Below are 18,300 nucleotides of genomic sequence, written 5' to 3'. Positions count from 1 at the left end.
CCGCCGCACCGCTCGCCCCTACAGGTCTAGCGCTGCACCTGTAGGAGCGAGGCTTGCCCGCGAAGGCGATCCATCAAATACCACTTTAATTCCTTAATGGAATATAAAAATGCATTTTAAGTATTATTAAAGAATAAGGCTCCTTGCTAGGATTCGCCTCACCGGACCACCGGACATTCAGCGACCCTAACCCTTGGAGCCTCTATGTCCGGCACCGACGTATCCCATCGAAACGACGTGGGCGGATTGTTCCGCGCCCATTACCCCTGGCTGTGCGCTCGGTTGCGCCAGTTTCTCGGGGCCAGTTCCAGCGTTGAAGACATCGCCGCCGAGACCTTCGCGCAACTGCTCGAATCGCCGGGTCTGACCCCGATCCGCGAGCCCCGCGCCTTGCTCACCACCATCGCCCGCCGGTTGATTTATCAACTCTGGCGCCGCCGCGATCTGGAGCGTCAGCACCTCGATCAACTGCAACACCTCGATCAGCCCCAAGCGTCCTCGCCCGAGGAATTGCTGCAACTGACCCAGGCGTTGCACCGCCTCGACCGAACGCTTGAGCGTTTGCCGGGCAAAGTCCGGGCGACGTTCCTGTTGTCGCGCATCGATGGCCTGACGTACCCGCAAATCGCTGCCGAACTGGGCATTTCCCAGCGTTCCGTCAGCGTCTACATGACCCGCTCCCAAGCGTTGTGCGCCCAGCACAGCGCCAATGAACCCTTGCACCAGAGGTCCGCATGAAATCGATCAAAACCCTGCTCGGCAGTTCGCTGCTGGCCCTGAGCCTTGTGGCGACCCACGTTCCCGCTGCGGAACAAACCAAGCCGATCCATTTCGGTGACATCACCTGGGAAAGCGGCAGCCTGATCACCGAGATCCTGCGGCTGATCGTCGAAAAAGGTTACGGTTACCCGACCGACACTTTGCCGGGCAGCACCGTCAGCCTCGAAGCGGCATTGGCCAAGAACGACATTCAAGTGATCGGCGAAGAGTGGGCCGGGCGCAGTCCGGCGTGGGTCAAGGCGGCGTCGGAAGGCAAAGTGTTCGGGCTGGGCGACACCGTCAAAGGCGCCACCGAAGGCTGGTGGGTGCCGGAATACGTGATCAAGGGCGACCCGGAGCGCGGGATCAAACCGCTGGCGCCGGAGCTGAAATCCGTCGCCGATCTGGCGCGCTACAAAGACGTGTTCCGCGACCCCGAAGACCCGAGTCGCGGACGCTTCCTCAACAGCCCGACCGGCTGGACTTCGGAGATCGTCAACAGTCAGAAACTCAAGGCCTACGACCTGACCACCAGCTTCGTCAACTTCCGCACCGGCTCCGGCGCGGCGCTGGATGCCGAAGTGGCCTCGTCGATCCGTCGCGGCAAACCGGTGTTGTTCTACTACTGGTCGCCGACGCCGCTATTGGGTCGCTTCAAACTGGTGAAACTCGAAGAGCCGCCGTTCGACGCCGAAGCCTGGAAGACCCTGGCCGACGCCAACAACCCAAACCCCAAAGGCACGCGCTCGATGCCGGCGAGCCTGGCGATCGGCGTGTCTGCACCGTTCAAGACGCAGTATCCGGACTTGGTATCGTTCTTCGAGAAAGTCGATTTCCCGATCGATCTGCTGAACCAGACGCTGGCGCAGATGAGCGAAAAACGCCAACAACCGCGTCAGGTGGCGGAAGCGTTTTTGCGCGATCAGCCGCAGATCTGGAAGGGTTGGGTGCCGGGTGAGGTGGCTACCAAGGTGAGTGCGAGCCTGTAAATTCTCTAGTGCCTGTTCCACCGCTATCGCGAGCAGGCTCGCTCCCACAATGGATCTGCGGCAGGACACAGAACCCTGTGGGAGCGAGCCTGCTCGCGATGGTCTCAAGACCTACACCAACTCCACGGCCAACGCCGCTTTCACCGCCGGACGCAAATCAACCCGCGCCTGAAACCGCGCCAACACCGGCCACTGATCCAAATCAATCGCAAACAACGGCGCCCACCGCAACACCGTAAACAAATACGCATCGGCAACGCTGAACCCACCCACCAGCAGATAATCCTGGCGCTCCAGCGTCTGACACAACACCGCAAAGCGCTTGAACAACTTCTCCTTGATCAGCGCTTTCACCTCCTCGGGGAACTGCGCGTTGAACAGCCAACCCAGCCCGCCATGAATCTCCGTCGAAACGAAATTCAGCCACTCCTGCAACCGCACTCGCTCGAACGTCCCGTTCACGGGCGCCAGGTTCGCCTCGGGTCGCAGGTCCGCCAGGTATTGCAGGATCGCCGGGCCTTCAGTCAGCACGTCACCGTTGTCGAGTTGCAGCGCTGCGACGTAACCCTTCGGGTTGATGGTGAGGAAATCGGCACCGCTCGCGGTCCGTTTGGTGCGGTTATCGACGCGGATCAACTCGAACGGCAGGTCCAGTTCACGCAGCACAATGTGCGGTGCCAGCGAGCAGGCTTGGGGGGCGTAATACAACTTCATCGGCAGGGCTCTGGTTGAGGATTTGTGCCAGTGTCATAGTGCGCGACGCCCTCGGTAAAATTAATCTTTCAGAAAACTGCCATAAGGAATGCTACTGCCATGATGAATCTGATGCACTGGCGAATGGTGGTGGCAGTGGCCGATACGGGCAACATTACCCGCGCTGCCGAACGGGTCGGCATGACCCAGTCAGGCGCGAGCCAGGCGTTGGCGTTGATCGAAGAAACCCTCGGCGTGCAGCTGTTCACTCGGGAGAATCGCCAAACACTGCCGACCGCTATCGGCCTGTCGGTCATCGAGCAGGCCCGGACCATGCTCGGCGCCCTGGAAAACATCCGCAGCACCGTCGATGCCGCGAAAGACATCCAGCGCGGGACGATTCGCCTGGCGAGTTTCCCCATGGTGCTGGCAACCTTTCTGCCGCCGCTGCTGCGCACATTCAGCCGGCTTTACCCCGGCATTCAGGTGGTCGCGCTGGAAGTCAGCGACGATGAAGTGGAAGCACTGCTCGGCGCCGGCCTGGTGGATGTGGGTGTGGTGCTGAACCCGGCGCCGGAGCGCAATGCCGGGCGTTTGGGGCGCGATGCCTGGGTCGCGGTGTTGCCCGGCGGCCATCCCTTGGCACGCCGCTCGATTGAACAAGGCGTCACCCTCGCGGAGTTGGCAGACCAGCCGTTTGTGCTGGCCACGGGCGGCTGTTCGACCAACGCCCGTAGCCTGGCCGCCGATGCCGGTCTGCAACTGCGTGACGTTCGTGTCGAGGTCCGCGAGTGGAGCAGTGCGTTCACGCTGGTGCGCGAAAACATCGGAGTCACCCTGGTGCCGGAAATGACCTTGCCCAGCCATCTCCAGGGGCTGCGTGTGGTGCCGGTCAAACCGCGTATCGATCGTGAGTTTGCCTTGGTGGTCGCTGCAAACAAACAACCCTCTGCGGCGGTGCAGGCATTGTTGAGCATGTTGGCTGAACAATAAATCAAGCGTTTGCTGAACCGTTTTTGTCCCCAATACTGGCCGACTAGTGGCCTTGCAAGCCTATTGCGGCTGGCTATGCTCAGTCCTGACGAACCATGTCGGTCGCCATGTGAAGGCCGGCATGCACGCTTCCAGAGTGCGCAACCCAAGGCACCGATGCGAGCGGCAAGGAGTTTTACGGCAAAGGGAGTTACTTATGAAAACGTTAGGGCTGGCCCGGTCCCGGGCTATCAAGAGACGGATGTCTTGATAAGAGCGTTGCCACATGGACTCTCCGATTCAACATCATTGATCACCTGACAATTCCTCCCGTGGAGGAATGCGTGTGCCTGTTCCATGGAACGTTGTGGTGGATACGTTGAAAGACCGAAGAACTTTCATCAATCAAACGAGCGCGCTTAGGGTGATACGACCATGTTTAACCTACATCACAAGGCTGACCTGCAGGAAATCGAGTGCTACAGCTGTGCGCTGACCGAGGCCAACGCCAAGTTGGCGGCCGTCAGTCGTTCGATGGCGATGATTGAATTCACCCCTGACGGCATCGTGCTCGATGCCAACGACAACTTCTGCAAAGCCATGGGTTACAGCGCCGAAGAAGTGCGCGGCAAACATCACCGGATCTTTTGCGAGGAAACGTTTTATCGCAGCGAAGCCTACGCCAAATTGTGGCGTGACCTGGCCCGTGGCGAGTCGCTCAGCGGGACTTTCCTGCGCTTGAACAAGGGCGGCAAGGAGATCTGGCTCGAAGCCAGTTACATGCCGGTTTTCGGTGTCGACCGGCAAGTCAGCAGTGTGATCAAAGTCGCCACCGATATTACGGACAGGGTGAACAAGGAACACGAAAACGAAAGCATGCTCGCGGCAATCAGTCGTTCGATGGCGGTGATCGAATTCACCCCCGCTGGCAATGTGATCACCGCCAATGAAAACTTCCTGAAGACCACGCATTACGCGCTCAACGAAATTGTCGGCCAGCATCACAGTCTGTTTTGCCACCGCGCCGAAGCCGAATCGCCGTCTTACAAAGGGTTTTGGGCTTCACTGAATCGTGGCGAATATCACTCGCACCGTTTCGAACGCAGAGACAAGCACGGTCATACGATTTTTCTCGAAGCGTCCTACAACCCGTTGTTCGACGCCAAGGGCCGTTTGTACAAAGTGGTGAAGTTCGCCAGCGATATCACGCAGCAAGTGACCACGCTGCAAACGGCTGCGGAGTCGGCCCACAGCACTTCAGTGCAGAACGACGCCTGCGCGCAGAAGGGGTCTCAGGTGGTGCAGCAGACGGTGCAGATCATCCAGGACATTTCCAGGGATTTGAACGAAGCGGCGCTGAGCATCGATGCGGTAAGCAAACAGTCCGACATCATCGGCACCATCGTTCAGACCATTCGCGGCATTGCCGACCAGACCAACCTGCTGGCGCTCAACGCGGCCATCGAGGCGGCGCGGGCCGGGGAGCACGGCCGAGGGTTTGCCGTGGTGGCGGATGAGGTTCGCAGCCTCGCTGCACGCACGAGCCAGGCGACGCTGGAGATTGTCGACGTGGTGCGCAAAAACCACGATTTGTCGTTGAGCGCGGTGTCGAGCATGCAGTCGAGTTTGAGCCGCACCGGCCTTGGGGTGGAACTGGCGAACGAGGCGGGGGAGGTGATCCTGGAAATCCAGCAAGGCTCGCGGCATGTGGTGGACGCGATCAGCCAGTTCAATTCAACGCTGCAATTGAATTGAAACGCCCCTACAGGGAATCGTAACGGATTCTGGATTGTGGGTTCACCCATGAACTGTAGGAGCGAGGCTTGCCCGCGAAAGCGGTGCGTCAGTCGACATTAATGTTGAATGTGACGGCCTCTTCGCGGGCAAGCCTCGCTCCTACAGAAGCATCCGCGTGGTCAGAGCGATGCGAGGAACTTGTCGACCACCTGGGCGCCGCTTTTCTCACTGCTGCTGCCGTTTTCTTTCTCGGCCTGCGCCAGTTTTATCTTGTCTTGCAGACGCTCGGCAATCTCTTTACCGACCGCCAGTTGTTTCTCCGGCGGCATGGCTTTCAGGTCTTCTTCGGTAATCCCCATCTCCTTCAGAATACTGTCGCGCAACCGCTGTTCCGGGGTTTTGCTCATGTAGTCCTTGAAGTCGGCCATGGCGGTGCTTTCACCGGCCTTTGGCACTGTCGAAGCATCGGTGGCTTGCAGCGCGACGCGGGTCTTGGCGAACGCTTCATCGACGTTGTCGCTGATTTTATTGGCGGCGTTGACCTGTTCCGTGGCGAGCCTGGAGGCAGACGCCAGGACCTTCCCATCGTTCTTCACGTTTTGCAGCTGGATATTGTTTTGCACGCTCTGCATCAACACGGCTTGCAGGCCACCTTGAAGACCCGCGGCGGCATCCGCAGTCGGTTCGTCGCCCGGCTTTTTGGGAAGCGGCGTCATTAGGTTTTGCTTTGCACTGACCAACATGATGAGTAGACCTTGTAGGTGTTTGCGGTGCAGCGACTTGAGCAATTAGCGTGCCCAAGCAATAAAGCCCAATATTTTCAATGAGTTGTATTTTTTCTTGAGCAGGAAACGAAAGAGTTGCGGTCAACCTTTGCCGCCCGACGGCAGAGGTCGACCGATCAAGGCAGGCCGTTGCAGCCGTGTTTGAGGAACCCGGGGCGTTGCGCCAGGCGTTGGAAATATTCGTCGATGGCCGGGAAGTCCGGTCGATCCATCGGCGTCATCAGCCAACGGTTGACTGACAGCCCGATGACGATATCGGCCAGCGTGAACCGTGGTCCGGCAACATAGGCTTTGGTGGTCGCGAGCTGATGCTCGAGGATGCCCATCTTCTGATTCCAGCCGCGCAAGCCCGTGGCGATCCGGTGCGCGTCCTGGAACTCCGGGTCTTTGCGTACCAGCGCCGTGAATGCGTAGCTCCAGGACGAATTGAGATCGGTGGCTTGCCAATCCATCCACTGCTCCACCCGGGCGCGCGCCGCCGGTTCATGTGGCAGCAATTCTGCGTGCGGGTGTTTGCCGGCCAGGTAACGGCAGATGGTATTGGACTCCCACAGCACGCCGGCTTCATCGATGATCACCGGCACCTGTGCGTTGGGGTTGAGCCGGACAAATTCGGGACTGTGGGTCGACGCATACCCGCTACCCCAGTCCTCGCGTTCGTAGGAAAGGCCCAGCTCGTCGCAGGTCCACAGGACTTTTCTGACGTTGATGGACGAGGCCTTACCCAGGATCTTCAGTGCATGTTCCATTGAGATACTCCTACAGCGGTCAGACGCTTTTGGAATGGTCAGAATACCCCTGTAGGAGCCGGCTTGCTGCGGGCGGCGTTCCGACGATCGCATCACCTCGGTTCATAAGATACAACGCGGTGATGCCATCGTCGGAACGCCGCCCGCAGCAAGCCGGCTCCTACAGGGTTACGTGCTTTCGCGCACCTTCAATTCGAACCCCATGTCCTGCACCGGTTTCGCCACGGTGTTGCCCGCCATCAACGTCAGCATCTGCTCTGCCGCGCGCCGGCCAATTGCCTCGCGCGGGGTATTGATGCTGCTCAGGCGCGGGACCATGTGCGCCGAGGCCGGCAAGTCGTTGAAACCGAGGACCGCCACTTGTTCGGGGATTTTGATCCCGCAGCGCATCGCTTCCAGCAGCGCGCCCTGGGCCAGGTCGTCGTTGCCGAAGAAGATTGCGTCGACATCGGGATGACTGGCGATCAGTTGCAGGAACAGCTCGCCACCCAGGCCGACGGAGGAGGCGCGGGGCGTCAGCACTTCCAGGTCCGGGTCATAGCGACCAGCCTTTTGCAGGGCTTTGCGAAATCCTTCGCCACGCAGCAATGTGCGCTGATCCAGTTGCGCACCGATGTACGCCAGACGCTTGCGACCGCGGGACAGCAAATGCTCCGCCGCCGTTTCGCCGGCCGCCAGTTGCGAGAAACCCACGCAATTGAGACCCGCAGCGCTGTCGAGTTCCATCATGTACACGCAGGGAATATTGCTCGCCTCGATCATCCGCCGCGAACTTTCGGTGCGATCAAACCCGGTCAGCAGCAAACCGCGCGGCTGATAGGCCATGTAATTGCGCAGCAGGTTTTCTTCTTCATCACGCGAGTAATGGAAGTTGCCGATCAGCACTTCGAAGCCCTTCGGTCGTAAAACCTGATGAATGGCTTCCAGGGTGTCGATGAACAGCAAGTTGGACAGCGACGGCACCAAAACCACCACGGAATGGCTCTGGGCCGAGGCTAACGCTCGGGCGGCGGGGTTGACCACGTAGTTGAGTTCAAGCGCGGCTTTCTGGACTTTTTCCACCAGTTCGGTGGCCACCGTGCTCACGCCGCGCAAGGCGCGGGAGGCGGTAATGGGGCTGACGCCGGCCAGTCGGGCTACTTCATTGAGGGTAGGACGGCCAGTGGTTCGCGTATTTTTATCGTTTTTAGAAGAGGTCATCGGGCGGCTTGCCAAACAAAATTCAAGGCACTAAGGTAGCGCTGTCCCGATGCAGCTGCAAATGCGTAAGCGAGTTTTGCCTGAACCTCGCTTTTCGGCGTCCGGAACGAACATGCTGCAACCCACAAAAATGACAAGAAGGCGTCGGCAACTTCTACTTTTCGTCTAGTGTCATAACTGGCAAAGGTAGCGCTGTCTGCGCGCTGAGGTGTTACATGAATCATCCCATCACCGCCCTGGTCATCATGGGCGTTGCCGGTTGCGGCAAGACCTGCGTCAGCGAAGCCTTGTGCCAGCTCAGCGGCGCGACTGCCATTGAAGGCGATACTTTCCACCCTGCCGCCAATATCGAAAAGATGAGCGCGGGTATCCCCCTGAACGACGACGACCGTGCTGGCTGGCTCGACAGCCTGTGCGATGAATTGCGCCGCGTCGACGCCACGGGCCAGCGCCCGGTGTTGACCTGCTCGGCCCTCAAACACAGTTACCGCGAAGTTTTGCGCAGCGCCTTGCCGGGCCTGGGTTTTGTGTTCCTTGAGCTCACGCCTGAAGTGGCGGCCGATCGTGTCTCCCATCGGCCGGGCCATTTCATGCCGTCGACCCTGATCGACAGCCAGTTCGCCACCCTTGAATCCCCGGTTGGCGAGCCGCTGACCCTGGCCCTCGACGCCTCGAACCACAGCGTCGACCAGTTGGCGAAGCAAGCCCACGCCTGGTGGCTGGAACACGGCCTGAAACGCGCCGGTTAAATTTTGCTTGAAGAGATAGCGCTGTCCTTATGGCTTTCGAATTACCCGTTTTAATAACAACAACAACCAGGAGACACCCCTAATGTTTGGCATGTCCCACGAGACGTTCCTGCTGCTCGATGCAGTGGTCACGGTGATCGGGCTTATCGTCCTGATCACCAAGTTCAAATTTCACCCGTTCATTGCCCTGATCATTGCCGCAGCCTTTCTCGGGCTGACTTCCGGCATGCCGATCGGCACCATCATCAAGGCGTTCCAGGACGGCTTCGGTGGCGTGCTCGGTTTCGTCGGCATCATCCTCGCGCTGGGCACCATGCTCGGCAAAATGATGGCCGAGTCGGGCGGGGCGGATCAGATTGCCCAGACGCTGATTCGTGCGTTCGGCAAGGACAAAGTGCAGTGGGCAATGATGTTCGCCGCGTTCCTGGTCGGCATTCCGCTGTTCTTCGAAATCGGTTTTGTGCTGCTGATCCCGCTGGTGTTCATCGTCGCCCGGCGTACCGGCGTGTCGATCATCAAGATCGGTATCCCGCTGCTGGCCGGTCTGTCCGCCGTGCACGGTCTTGTTCCGCCGCACCCGGGTCCGCTGCTGGCCATCGGCGTGTTTGGCGCCGACATCGGTAAAACCATTCTGTACGGCCTGATCGTCGCACTGCCGACGGCCATCATCGCTGGCCCGATCTACGGCACCTTCATTGCCAAGTACATTCCCGGCCATCCGAACCAGGAGCTGGTGGATCAACTGGCGCGTGAGAACGATTCTGCCGATCTCCCGAGCTTCTCCATCACCTTGATCACCGTGCTGTCGCCGGTGTTCCTGATGCTGCTCAAGACCTTCGCCGACGTGGTGCTGCCGGACGGCAACTTCTTCCGCACCTTCATGGACCTGATCGGTCACCCGATCTCGGCCCTGCTGCTGGCGTTGCTACTGTCGCTGTACACCTTCGGTTACAAGCAGGGCATTGGTTCCAACCAGATGCTCAAATGGCTGGATGCGAGTCTCGCGCCAACCGCCGCGATCATCCTGATCATCGGTGCCGGTGGTGGCTTCAAGCAGATGCTGGTGACCAGCGGCGTGGGTAATGTCATCGGCAACATGGCGGTGGCCGCGCAAATCTCGCCGATCCTGCTGGCCTGGCTGGTGGCGGCGGTGATCCGTATTGCGACCGGTTCGGCAACCGTGGCGACCATTACTGGCGCAGGCATCGTGGTGCCGGTGGTGGGGATGATTCCGGGTGTGAACCGTGAGCTGCTGGTGCTGGCGACCGGCGCCGGTTCGTTGATTCTCTCTCACGTCAACGACGCGGGTTTCTGGCTGGTGAAGCAGTACTTCAACATGACCGTAGCGGAAACCTTCAAGACCTGGACGGCGATGGAAACCATCCTGTCGGTGGTTGGCCTGGGCTTTATCCTGCTGCTGTCGTTGTTCGTCTAAGCAACACTATTGTAGGAGCCGGCTTGCTGGCGATGGCATCGACTCGGTCAAGAAGTTAAACCGAGTCGCCTGCATCGCCAGCAAGCCGGCTCCTACAGGTCAGGCGTTGGTTTTTGCGACCAAACCATCCGCCCTGAACATCCCGCGAATCCCGCGCACGGCCTGACGAATCCGGTCCTGGTTTTCGATCAGCGCGAAGCGCACATGATCATCCCCATATTCCCCGAACCCGACACCCGGCGAGACGCAGACCTTGGCCTCGGCGAGCAGTTTCTTGGCGAATTCCAACGAGCCAAGATGCGAATACGCTTCGGGAATCTTCGCCCAGACGTACATCGACGCTTTCGGGTTTTCCACCATCCAGCCCAGTTCATGCAGGCCTTTGACCAGCACGTTGCGCCGCTGCCGATACTGCTCGGCGATGTCTTTCACGCATTGCTGATCGCCTTCCAGTGCGGCAATCGCCGCGACTTGCAGCGGTGTGAAGGTGCCGTAGTCGTGGTAGCTCTTGATCCGCGCCAGGGCGTTGACCAGTTCCGGGTTGCCGACCATGAAGCCGATGCGCCAGCCCGCCATGTTGTAGCTCTTGGACAGGGTGAAAAACTCCACCGCAATGTCCTTGGCGCCGGGCACTTGCATGATCGACGGGGCTTTCCAGCCGTCGTAGACGATGTCGGCGTAGGCCAGGTCATGTACCACCAGTACGTCGTACTGTTTGGCGAGGGCGATGACGCGCTCGAAGAAATCCAGCTCAACGCACTGCGCGGTGGGGTTGGACGGGAAGCCGAGGATCATCATCTTCGGTTTCGGGATCGAGCCGCGAATCGCCCGTTCCAGTTCGGCGAAGAAGTCCACGCCCGGAATCAGCGGCACCGAACGCACCTGGGCGCCGGCAATCACGGCACCGTAGATGTGAATCGGGTAGCTCGGGTTCGGCACCAGCACGGTGTCGCCCTGGTCCAGGGTGGCGAGCATCAAGTGCGCCAGGCCTTCCTTGGAACCGATGGTCACGATGGCTTCGCTTTCCGGGTCGATGTCGACCTCGTAGCGTTCCTTGTACCAGTTGGAAATCGCCCGGCGCAGACGTGGAATGCCCTTGGACGTGGAATAACCGTGGGTGTCTTCGCGCTGGGCGACGGTGACGAGTTTTTCGACAATGTGCGGCGGCGTCGGGCCGTCGGGATTGCCCATGCTCAAGTCGATGATGTCTTCGCCACGACGACGGGCGGCCATCTTCAGTTCGGCGGTGATGTTGAATACGTAAGGGGGGAGTCGATCTATGCGCGCAAAGCGGCGCGGCGAACCTTGTTCGGCCATTGTTGCCTCGGATAACGTAAGCGCCCGGAACCGTCCGAGCGACGCTGGTCACTGCGGTGACCTGTGGCGGAATGTAAGGGCAGCTGTGGCAGACTGTCCAGCCTCCACGTAAATAATTTTTTTTCCGAAGGAAATCGGTCGATGGAATTTAGCAGCGGCTTTCTGCTGAGCCTTTCTCTGTGCCTGGACATCGGCGTAGCCAACATCGCGATGATCACGCTGGCCATGCAGCGCGGCTATTTTCAAGGCTTTGCGCTGGGGTTGGGCACCTGCGTCGGCGACCTGATCTACGCCGTACTGGCCTTGGCCGGCATGACCGTTTTGCTGCAATACGAAACCGTGCGCTGGGTGTTGTGGATTGGTGGTTCGGCGTTGCTGATCTATTTCGCGGCGAAGATGATCTATTCGGCGATCCACCATGAAGCGCTGTTGGCCGAGACCGCCGACGTGGGCCACAACTCGCACCGCAAGGAGTTCTTTCGCGGAATCTTCCTCGCCATGTCGTCACCCAGCGCCATTCTCTGGTTCGCGGCGGTAGGCGGCACGCTGATCGCGCGGTCCGGCGGTGGCGGGGCGCTCAGCTCGGCATTGTTCCTCGGCGGATTTCTCTGTGCCGGACTGTTGTGGTCGGCAGGCCTGTGCTTTGCCGCGAGCCATGGCGGCAAGTTGCTGGGCGACAAGCTGCTGCGTTATTCGTACATGGCATCGGCGGCGATCTTCTGCTATTTCGCGGTGTACGTGATCCTATCGGGGTACAACGAGTTTGTTGGCGCTGGCGCGGTCGAGGCGTTGCATACGCTGTAATTGGGCGAATCGGGTTTGGCTTCTATACTCCCAGCCGAACCCACTTTTTGTACCAAGGAGTCGAGTCATGGATGAGCAGACACGCGGCGAAATGCCGGAACCACGTTTCGAACATGGGCACTTCCTGCTCATTGCGGGGTTTGGTGGACGATTTACCCAGCAGACCACGCAAGGCATTCCCAAACTCTGGGAGAAATTCGTTCCCGAGATTGGCAAAATTCCCGGTCAAAAAAGCGAAGTGACCTACGGCATCTGCTGCAATCCGGATGGCAAGGGCGGCTTCGAATACATCGCCGGCGTCGAGATCGACAAACTCGACGACCTGCCCGAGAAGTACCGCTGGGTTGAGGTCCAACCCCAGCATTACGCGGTGTTCGAGCACAAAGGCGCGCTGGACCAGTTGCCCGCGACGTTTCAGTACATCTGGAAAACCTGGTTGCCGCAGTCCGGTAAAGAGGCGGCGGACGCCCCGGAATTCGAACGCTACAGCGAAGACTTCAACCCGAAGCTCAACACCGGCGTGCTGGAAATCTGGCTACCGCTCAAGGCGTAATGCCTGATTGAGAGGCGGATCAGCGATTCGCCTCTCGATGTCGTCCTGACGCTGATTTATGATCCCCAGCCTTTCCCCGCTGATTCCGAGCCGCCATGAACACCGTCATCCGCCACGTCACCCCCGCTGACCTGGACCGCTGCTACGCCATCGAAACCGTTGCCTACGAAGGTGACGAAGCTGCCACCCGAGAAAAAATCGCTACGCGCATCGCCACCTGGCCTGAAGGTTTCATCGTCGCCGAAGTGGATGGCGTTGTAGCCGGTTTCATCAACTCCGGTGCGGCGTTTCAGGTGGAAATGTCGGACGAAGCGTTCAAGGAACTGATCGGCCACGACCCGGCCGGCCCGCACGTGGTGATCATGTCGGTGGTGGTGCATCCGGATTATCAGGGGAAGGGTTTGGCGAAACGTCTGATGGGCGAGTTCATCGAGCGCACGGGTGGGCTGGGCAAGACCAGCATCAACCTGATGTGCAAGGAGCGGCACATTCCGTTGTATGCCGGGTTCGGATTTGCCTACGTCAAACCTTCCGCGTCGGACCATGGCGGAATGGCGTGGCATGAGATGGTGTTGGCGTTGTAACCCCATCTACCAAACGCAGAAGATCCCCTGTAGGAGCCGGCTTGCCGGCGATAGCGGTGTGTCAGGCACCGTCAATGTTGATTGATACGCCGCCATCGCCGGCAAGCCGGCTCCTACAATGGTCAGGATTCGTGTCAGTAGAGGCTGTCCCGCACCCTCACCGGCGCTTCCCGGTCATACGTCTCGGCATCAAACTGCCCATCATTCAACCGCTTGTGAAACGCTCCCGCCGTCGGCAGCGCCGAGCGATCCAGGTGCTTCTGCGGGTTCCACAAATCCGAACGCACAATCGCTTTCGAGCAGTGAAAAAACGCCGCCTCCACCGTCACCAGCATCACCGTGCGCGCCGATTTGCCGTTGACCGCGAAGCTTTCCAGCAAGGCCGGCTCATTGCTGATCTGCGCTGTGCCGTTGACCCGTAACGTCTCGCCGATCCCCGGGATGATGAACAACAGCGACACCCGCGGATCGAACACCACATTGCGTAGCGTGTCGATGCGGTTGTTGCCCGGGCGATCCGGGATCGCCAGGGTGCGCTCATCGATGATTCGCACGAAACCCGGCGTGTCGCCGCGAGGTGAGCCGTCCAAGCCGTCGGGGCCAACCGAGCTGATGATCACCAGCGGCGAGGCGCGGACCATCGCTTGATAGTCCTCGTTCAAAAAGGCGATTTGCTTGCGCACGGCGCGGTCGTGGGGATGGCCGTAAATTGCTTCCAGTGCTTCGATGCTGTCGAGCATAACCACCTCAGAAAACCAGACCCATGCGCCGTTCGTAACCGATCCGGCCCTTGTAGGCCTCGCCGCTGTCGACCCAGCCGAATTTTGCATACAGCGCGATGGCCGCTTCGTTGTCCGCATCCACCGACAACTCCAGCCCCCGTATTTCCGGAAACGCCTGACGCGCGACTTCCGGCAAGGCTTGCAGGCAGGCCTTGCCATAACCTTTGCCCTGTTGACGCTGATCGACTTGCAACGCATGCAGGGTGGCGCTGTGTTCGTCGGCCCAGGCCGGCAGCACTGGCGGGCGTTTGAGCAGCAGGAAAGCCACCGGGACATCCTCGACCAGCAGGGCAAATCCTTTGACGCCGGGGCCGGGTTTGGACAGCAGGGTGTGCAACGCACCGTGGATGTCGCCGGAGAACTTGATCTGTTCCTGATGAACTTCGATGGCCTCCACCTCTTGGCGCTGCTTCGCGTTCAGGCTTTCGTAAGGCACGAGTCGGGTTGTCACTGGAGTGTCCTTTTTCCAACAGAAATGAGCCTCGGATTCTAGCGAGTTTGCGCCCATGGATTATTTTTAATTTGACTGTCGATCTGGCGTCTTGCCGGACGACTAAGGGTGTCTTCACAACAAAAAACACGGAGAACCACCATGAACGCTACCCACGAAATCCAGGCCCTGATCGACACCTATCGTCAGGCGGTCATCACCAAGGATCTCGAGAAAATCATGGCGTTGTATGCCGAGGACATCGTCTCCTACGACGCGGTCAAGGCCCTGCAGTTTCGCGGCAAGGCGGCCTACCGCGCGCATTGGCTGGAATGCATGGAAATGTGCCAGGGCCCGCACACCTTTGATTTTGACCAGATGAACATCGTGGCCGACGAGCACATCGCCTTCGCCCATTGGCTGGCCCATTGCGGCGGCACCAACGAGAAGGGCGAAACCCAGGCCTGCTGGATGCGCGTGACCGGCTGCTATCGGCGCGAGGCCGGGCAATGGCGCATCGTCCATGAACACTGGTCGGCGCCGTTCGACATGACGAGCGGTACCGCGTTGTTCGGTCTGCAGCCCTGATCGTCGGGAAGTGCCCCCCACGCGCCAAACTGCAGCCATAGTTGATCAGTTCGATCCGGAGAGCCCCATGAAGTATTTATGCCTGGTCTACAGCAACGAACAGGAGTTGCACTCGCTGCCCGAAAGTCCCAACGACGCCGAGTGCATGGCCTACGCCGAATCGATCCAGGGCAGCGGCCGCATGCTCGCCGCCGAAGCGCTGGAGTCGGTGCAGACCGCGACCACCGTGCGCATGCGCAACGGCAAAGTGTCGATCACCGACGGCCCGTTCGCCGAAACCAAGGAGCAGTTGGCCGGCTTCTACCTGATCGACGCCAAGGACCTCAATGAAGCCCTCCAGGTCGCAGGCAATATTCCGGCGGCCCGGGTCGGCTGTGTCGAGGTGCGACCGGTTCGTCAATTGAATCCCTGATAAGGAGGTTTGCGTGGTGATGTGGGTGATTGAAGGCCATCGGCACTGATGGCTGACGTGTCGGTCAAGGCTCGGGTCGAGCAGGTTTACCGCGAAGACTCGCGGCGAATCCTCGCGACCCTGATCCGTTTGCTCGGTGATTTCGATCTGGCCGAGGAGGCTCTGCACGAGGCTTTTTTCATCGCGGTCGAGCGTTGGCAGCGTGACGGTGTGCCGGACAATCCGCGTGCCTGGCTGGTGTCCACCGGGCGCTTCAAGGCCATCGACGGCTTGCGTCGGCGCGCGCGGTTTGCCGCGTCCCGGCCGATGCTGATCGCGCAACTGGAAGCGCTGGAGCAGGCCGACTGGAGTGACGAAGACGTGGAAGACGATCGCCTGCGTTTGATCTTCACCTGCTGTCACCCGGCACTCGCGGCGGATGCTCAAGTGCCGCTGACGTTGCGCGAAGTCTGCGACCTGACCACCGAGGAAATCGCCCGGGCGTTTCTCTCGGCACCGGCCACCATTGCCCAGCGCATCGTGCGCGCCAAGGCGAAAATCCGCGACGCGAAAATCCCTTATCAGGTGCCGACCCTGGCGGAATTGCCCGAGCGTCTCGACAGCGTGCTGCGGGTGATTTACCTGGTGTTCAACGAAGGTTACTCGGCGTCCATCGGTGCTGAACTGACTCGCGAGGATCTGACCCGCGAGGCCATCCGGCTCGGCCGATTGGTCATGGAATTGCTTCCCGAACCCGAAGTGATGGGTCTGCTGGCGCTGATGCTGTTGCATGAGTCACGACGCCCGGCGCGAACGTCGGCGAGTGGCGAGCTGATTGTGCTGGATGAGCAGGACCGTACGCTGTGGGATGCCGCGTTGATTGCCGAAGGGTGCGCGCTGATTGCGCGGGCGTTGACCTCGCGGCGATTCGGGCCTTACTGCCTGCAAGCGGCGATTGCGGCGGTGCATGCCGAAGCGCCGACGGCGGGGGAGACGGACTGGGCGCAGATTGCGGGTTTGTATGATGTGCTGTTGGCGGCGGTGCCTTCGCCGGTGATTGAGCTGAATCGCGCGGCAGCGATCTCCAAGCGCGATGGACCGTTGGCGGGGTTGACGTTGGTTGAAGGGATTCTGAATCGCGGCGAATTGCTGGATTACCACCTGGCACATTCGGCGCGGGCGGAGTTTTGTCGGCAGTTGGGCAGGGTTGAGGAGGCGCGGGCGGCGTATGAGCGGGCGTTTGAATTGACGCAGCAGATGCCGGAGCGGCGGTTTATCGAGGCGCGGATCAGGGCGTTAAAGTGAGGTGAATTCGCCGGCCCCATCGCCGGCAAGCCGGCTCCTACAGGTTCAGCGCTGCCCTTTGTAGGAGCCGGCTTGCCGGCGATAAGGTCCGCAGGACCTTCATTCCAACATCTTGCCCAACAACCAACTCCCCGCCGGCCCCGGCGGATGCAGCCGCGACCACAACGCATCGACGAACAGCGGCTTCGGCCACCCTCGCACGTTCAACTCCTGCAACGTCCCGGCACCAAACCGCCCCACCAGCCATCGCGGCAACGGCGCCCAGCCGAATCCACCCTGAGCCATTTCCAGCAGCATCAAGTAACTCGGTGCCGACCACACGCGCCCCTTCGCCCGGCTTTCATACGGATTGACGATGGTCGCCAGACGCAGCTCCCGATGCTGCTGCAACAGCTCCTGATCGATTCCGGTCAGGGTCGCCAGCGGATGCTCACGCGACACGAACAAAGCGATTTCCGTGCGTTCCTGCACCGTCGAACTGACCAGGTCCGGCGGGTAACTGTCCTGTTGCTCGGCGAACGCCACATGCGCCCGACCGCTTTGCACCAGCGCCACCAGGTCATCGCATTCGGCGATCAGGCATTCGAGTTCCAGGTCCGGGTAACGCTGCTCGAACGCACTGAGCGCCGCTTCGAAACGGTCGGACTGATAGGTGTCGGAAATCGCCACGGTCAGCTTCGGTTCGACACCCTGAGAGAGTTGGCCGGCGGTCATTTCCAGGCGGCTGGTGGCCGCGAGGATTTCCTCGGCCCGTTGCAACATCACGTGCCCGGCCGGCGTCAGCGTGGGCTTGCGGCTGCTGCGGTCGAACAACACCAGATTCAGATCGATCTCCAGGCTTGCCACCGCAGCACTAATGGTCGACTGACTGCGCCCCAGTTTGCGCGCCGCCGCTGAAAACGAGCCTTGGGTCGCCGCTTGCACAAACGCTTGCAACACTTCCTGAGAGGCCATGAACTATCGCCTTGATCGATGGTTATTGGTTATGAAGTATCGGTGCGAGGATGGATCATGGCAACCACAGTCACTCAGGGAGTTCTGCTCATGAACGCCAACAAATCCATCACTGAACGTATTTTCCAGGCCATCGGCTTTGAACTGCTGGCCATCGTGATCTGCACCCCGTTGCTGGCGTGGATCATGGACAAGCCGATGCTCGACATGGGCGTCGTCACCGTTGTCATTGCGGCGCTGGCCCTGGCCTGGAACGTGATTTTCAACGGGATTTTTGACCGCGTGCTGACGCGATTCGAGATTGCGCACAACGCCTGGACGCGAGTCGTTCATGCGCTGCTGTTTGAAGGCGGGTTGGTGGCGGTCGGCGTACCGCTGATTGCCTGGTGGCTCAACGTCAGCCTGTGGCAGGCGTTCTTGCTGGATATCGGGGTGTTGCTGTTTTTCCTGCCGTACACCTACGTTTACCACTGGGTGTATGACGTAGTGCGCGAGCGAATGGTGATGCGTATACCTCTGTAGGA

At 60.0% G+C, this 18,300-nt stretch carries 21 protein-coding genes and 1 pseudogene; 14 read left to right on the top strand and 8 right to left on the bottom strand.

All coding sequences use genetic code 11. The features are described from left to right. The first annotated feature begins 204 nt into the window (after positions 1 to 204). Positions 205 to 738, top strand: a complete 534-nt coding sequence (locus IB254_RS08890) for a sigma-70 family RNA polymerase sigma factor (RefSeq protein WP_008038576.1) — start codon at positions 205 to 207, stop codon at positions 736 to 738. Next, positions 735 to 1,748 carry an ABC transporter substrate-binding protein gene (locus IB254_RS08885; protein ID WP_008033013.1) on the top strand — a complete coding sequence of 338 codons (1,014 nt, stop codon included), beginning with the start codon at positions 735 to 737 and terminating at the stop codon, positions 1,746 to 1,748. Before IB254_RS08890 ends, IB254_RS08885 begins: the two co-directional genes overlap by 4 nt. A 111-nt stretch (positions 1,749 to 1,859) precedes the next feature. Here IB254_RS08885 and gstA read toward each other — a convergent pair whose 3' ends face one another. After that, complete coding sequence (gstA, locus tag IB254_RS08880; protein WP_192417057.1) at positions 1,860 to 2,462, bottom strand: glutathione transferase GstA; 603 nt, start codon at positions 2,460 to 2,462, stop codon at positions 1,860 to 1,862. A 99-nt stretch (positions 2,463 to 2,561) separates the two neighbouring features. Between gstA and IB254_RS08875 the strand changes: the two genes are divergently transcribed. From IB254_RS08875 to IB254_RS29805, 3 genes and pseudogenes are all read left to right on the top strand, one after another. Then, complete coding sequence (locus IB254_RS08875) at positions 2,562 to 3,434, top strand: LysR family transcriptional regulator (RefSeq protein WP_192417056.1); 873 nt, start codon at positions 2,562 to 2,564, stop codon at positions 3,432 to 3,434. A 414-nt stretch (positions 3,435 to 3,848) separates the two neighbouring features. Next, a pseudogene (locus IB254_RS29810) lies at positions 3,849 to 4,625 on the top strand (PAS domain-containing protein); the annotation flags it as partial. Continuing rightward, the gene (locus tag IB254_RS29805) at positions 4,599 to 5,168 is read left to right on the top strand and encodes a methyl-accepting chemotaxis protein (protein ID WP_268945229.1); all 570 of its coding nucleotides are present in this window, start codon (positions 4,599 to 4,601) and stop codon (positions 5,166 to 5,168) included. The pseudogene IB254_RS29810 and the gene IB254_RS29805, both read left to right, overlap by 27 nt. A gap of 161 nt (positions 5,169 to 5,329) precedes the next feature. On the opposite strand, the gene IB254_RS08865 is transcribed toward IB254_RS29805, so the two are convergent. From IB254_RS08865 to IB254_RS08855, 3 genes are all read right to left on the bottom strand, one after another. Further along, a complete protein-coding gene (locus IB254_RS08865; protein ID WP_192417054.1) occupies positions 5,330 to 5,893 on the bottom strand; it encodes a hypothetical protein in 564 nt (187 codons plus the stop codon). 158 nt (positions 5,894 to 6,051) lie between these two features. Then, the gene (locus IB254_RS08860) at positions 6,052 to 6,684 is read right to left on the bottom strand and encodes a glutathione S-transferase family protein (RefSeq protein ID WP_008038561.1); all 633 of its coding nucleotides are present in this window, start codon (positions 6,682 to 6,684) and stop codon (positions 6,052 to 6,054) included. Between the two features lie 168 nt (positions 6,685 to 6,852). Continuing rightward, positions 6,853 to 7,884: a LacI family DNA-binding transcriptional regulator gene (locus IB254_RS08855; RefSeq protein WP_192229134.1), complete on the bottom strand. Its 1,032-nt coding sequence runs from the start codon at positions 7,882 to 7,884 to the stop codon at positions 6,853 to 6,855. A 215-nt stretch (positions 7,885 to 8,099) separates the two neighbouring features. Here IB254_RS08855 and IB254_RS08850 point away from each other — a divergent pair, with 215 nt between their 5' ends. Next, the gene (locus IB254_RS08850; protein ID WP_192229135.1) at positions 8,100 to 8,633 is read left to right on the top strand and encodes a gluconokinase; all 534 of its coding nucleotides are present in this window, start codon (positions 8,100 to 8,102) and stop codon (positions 8,631 to 8,633) included. Positions 8,634 to 8,715: 82 nt separating this feature from the next. Then, the gene (locus tag IB254_RS08845; RefSeq protein WP_008038555.1) at positions 8,716 to 10,068 is read left to right on the top strand and encodes a GntP family permease; all 1,353 of its coding nucleotides are present in this window, start codon (positions 8,716 to 8,718) and stop codon (positions 10,066 to 10,068) included. A 99-nt stretch (positions 10,069 to 10,167) separates the two neighbouring features. On the opposite strand, the gene alaC is transcribed toward IB254_RS08845, so the two are convergent. Then, on the bottom strand, positions 10,168 to 11,385 hold the full coding sequence (alaC, locus tag IB254_RS08840; protein ID WP_192417053.1) for an alanine transaminase: 1,218 nt from the start codon (positions 11,383 to 11,385) through the stop codon (positions 10,168 to 10,170). 141 nt (positions 11,386 to 11,526) lie between these two features. On the opposite strand from alaC, the gene IB254_RS08835 reads away from it, so the two are divergent. From IB254_RS08835 to IB254_RS08825, 3 genes are all read left to right on the top strand, one after another. Further along, on the top strand, positions 11,527 to 12,189 hold the full coding sequence (locus IB254_RS08835; protein WP_192417052.1) for a LysE family translocator: 663 nt from the start codon (positions 11,527 to 11,529) through the stop codon (positions 12,187 to 12,189). Between the two features lie 67 nt (positions 12,190 to 12,256). Further along, complete coding sequence (locus IB254_RS08830) at positions 12,257 to 12,742, top strand: GyrI-like domain-containing protein (RefSeq protein ID WP_192417051.1); 486 nt, start codon at positions 12,257 to 12,259, stop codon at positions 12,740 to 12,742. A gap of 95 nt (positions 12,743 to 12,837) precedes the next feature. Next, complete coding sequence (locus tag IB254_RS08825) at positions 12,838 to 13,326, top strand: GNAT family N-acetyltransferase (protein WP_192417050.1); 489 nt, start codon at positions 12,838 to 12,840, stop codon at positions 13,324 to 13,326. Positions 13,327 to 13,460: 134 nt separating this feature from the next. Here IB254_RS08825 and IB254_RS08820 read toward each other — a convergent pair whose 3' ends face one another. Further along, the gene (locus IB254_RS08820) at positions 13,461 to 14,066 is read right to left on the bottom strand and encodes a pyridoxamine 5'-phosphate oxidase family protein (protein WP_192417049.1); all 606 of its coding nucleotides are present in this window, start codon (positions 14,064 to 14,066) and stop codon (positions 13,461 to 13,463) included. Positions 14,067 to 14,073: 7 nt separating this feature from the next. Beyond that, positions 14,074 to 14,559: a GNAT family N-acetyltransferase gene (locus IB254_RS08815; protein WP_192417048.1), complete on the bottom strand. Its 486-nt coding sequence runs from the start codon at positions 14,557 to 14,559 to the stop codon at positions 14,074 to 14,076. A gap of 141 nt (positions 14,560 to 14,700) precedes the next feature. On the opposite strand from IB254_RS08815, the gene IB254_RS08810 reads away from it, so the two are divergent. The 3 genes from IB254_RS08810 to IB254_RS08800 all read left to right on the top strand — a co-directional run bounded on the left by IB254_RS08810 (position 14,701) and on the right by IB254_RS08800 (position 16,822). Next, complete coding sequence (locus IB254_RS08810; protein ID WP_008032569.1) at positions 14,701 to 15,126, top strand: YybH family protein; 426 nt, start codon at positions 14,701 to 14,703, stop codon at positions 15,124 to 15,126. 67 nt (positions 15,127 to 15,193) lie between these two features. Then, positions 15,194 to 15,538, top strand: a complete 345-nt coding sequence (locus IB254_RS08805; protein WP_008032567.1) for a YciI family protein — start codon at positions 15,194 to 15,196, stop codon at positions 15,536 to 15,538. 48 nt (positions 15,539 to 15,586) lie between these two features. Further along, entirely contained in the window at positions 15,587 to 16,822 is a 1,236-nt protein-coding gene (locus tag IB254_RS08800) for an RNA polymerase sigma factor (protein WP_192417047.1), read from the top strand. Between the two features lie 99 nt (positions 16,823 to 16,921). On the opposite strand, the gene IB254_RS08795 is transcribed toward IB254_RS08800, so the two are convergent. Next, positions 16,922 to 17,776 (bottom strand): LysR family transcriptional regulator, encoded by an 855-nt coding sequence (locus tag IB254_RS08795; RefSeq protein ID WP_192417046.1) that lies wholly within the window; start codon positions 17,774 to 17,776, stop codon positions 16,922 to 16,924. Between the two features lie 90 nt (positions 17,777 to 17,866). On the opposite strand from IB254_RS08795, the gene IB254_RS08790 reads away from it, so the two are divergent. Beyond that, positions 17,867 to 18,298: a multidrug/biocide efflux PACE transporter gene (locus IB254_RS08790; protein ID WP_008032561.1), complete on the top strand. Its 432-nt coding sequence runs from the start codon at positions 17,867 to 17,869 to the stop codon at positions 18,296 to 18,298. Positions 18,299 to 18,300 lie beyond the last annotated feature (2 nt).

Source organism: Pseudomonas sp. PDM03 (assembly GCF_014852385.1).
In the GTDB taxonomy this organism is placed as follows: Bacteria; Pseudomonadota; Gammaproteobacteria; order Pseudomonadales; family Pseudomonadaceae; genus Aquipseudomonas; species Aquipseudomonas migulae.
The sequence above is the reverse complement of the archived record's forward strand: the minus strand, read 5'-3'. Positions and strand labels throughout refer to the sequence as shown.

Coding starts and splice junctions, on each gene's coding strand:
- IB254_RS08845 (WP_008038555.1), top strand. CDS start 8,716: ATGTTTGGCATGTCCCACGAGACGTTCCTGCTGCTCGATGCAGTGGTC.
- IB254_RS08820 (WP_192417049.1), bottom strand. CDS start 14,066: ATGCTCGACAGCATCGAAGCACTGGAAGCAATTTACGGCCATCCCCAC.
- IB254_RS08810 (WP_008032569.1), top strand. CDS start 14,701: ATGAACGCTACCCACGAAATCCAGGCCCTGATCGACACCTATCGTCAG.
- IB254_RS08860 (WP_008038561.1), bottom strand. CDS start 6,684: ATGGAACATGCACTGAAGATCCTGGGTAAGGCCTCGTCCATCAACGTC.
- IB254_RS08855 (WP_192229134.1), bottom strand. CDS start 7,884: ATGACCTCTTCTAAAAACGATAAAAATACGCGAACCACTGGCCGTCCT.
- IB254_RS08890 (WP_008038576.1), top strand. CDS start 205: ATGTCCGGCACCGACGTATCCCATCGAAACGACGTGGGCGGATTGTTC.
- IB254_RS08795 (WP_192417046.1), bottom strand. CDS start 17,776: ATGGCCTCTCAGGAAGTGTTGCAAGCGTTTGTGCAAGCGGCGACCCAA.
- IB254_RS08800 (WP_192417047.1), top strand. CDS start 15,587: ATGGCTGACGTGTCGGTCAAGGCTCGGGTCGAGCAGGTTTACCGCGAA.
- IB254_RS08865 (WP_192417054.1), bottom strand. CDS start 5,893: ATGTTGGTCAGTGCAAAGCAAAACCTAATGACGCCGCTTCCCAAAAAG.
- gstA (WP_192417057.1), bottom strand. CDS start 2,462: ATGAAGTTGTATTACGCCCCCCAAGCCTGCTCGCTGGCACCGCACATT.
- IB254_RS08830 (WP_192417051.1), top strand. CDS start 12,257: ATGGATGAGCAGACACGCGGCGAAATGCCGGAACCACGTTTCGAACAT.
- IB254_RS08885 (WP_008033013.1), top strand. CDS start 735: ATGAAATCGATCAAAACCCTGCTCGGCAGTTCGCTGCTGGCCCTGAGC.
- IB254_RS08805 (WP_008032567.1), top strand. CDS start 15,194: ATGAAGTATTTATGCCTGGTCTACAGCAACGAACAGGAGTTGCACTCG.
- IB254_RS08875 (WP_192417056.1), top strand. CDS start 2,562: ATGATGAATCTGATGCACTGGCGAATGGTGGTGGCAGTGGCCGATACG.
- IB254_RS08835 (WP_192417052.1), top strand. CDS start 11,527: ATGGAATTTAGCAGCGGCTTTCTGCTGAGCCTTTCTCTGTGCCTGGAC.
- IB254_RS08850 (WP_192229135.1), top strand. CDS start 8,100: ATGAATCATCCCATCACCGCCCTGGTCATCATGGGCGTTGCCGGTTGC.
- IB254_RS08825 (WP_192417050.1), top strand. CDS start 12,838: ATGAACACCGTCATCCGCCACGTCACCCCCGCTGACCTGGACCGCTGC.
- IB254_RS08790 (WP_008032561.1), top strand. CDS start 17,867: ATGAACGCCAACAAATCCATCACTGAACGTATTTTCCAGGCCATCGGC.
- alaC (WP_192417053.1), bottom strand. CDS start 11,385: ATGGCCGAACAAGGTTCGCCGCGCCGCTTTGCGCGCATAGATCGACTC.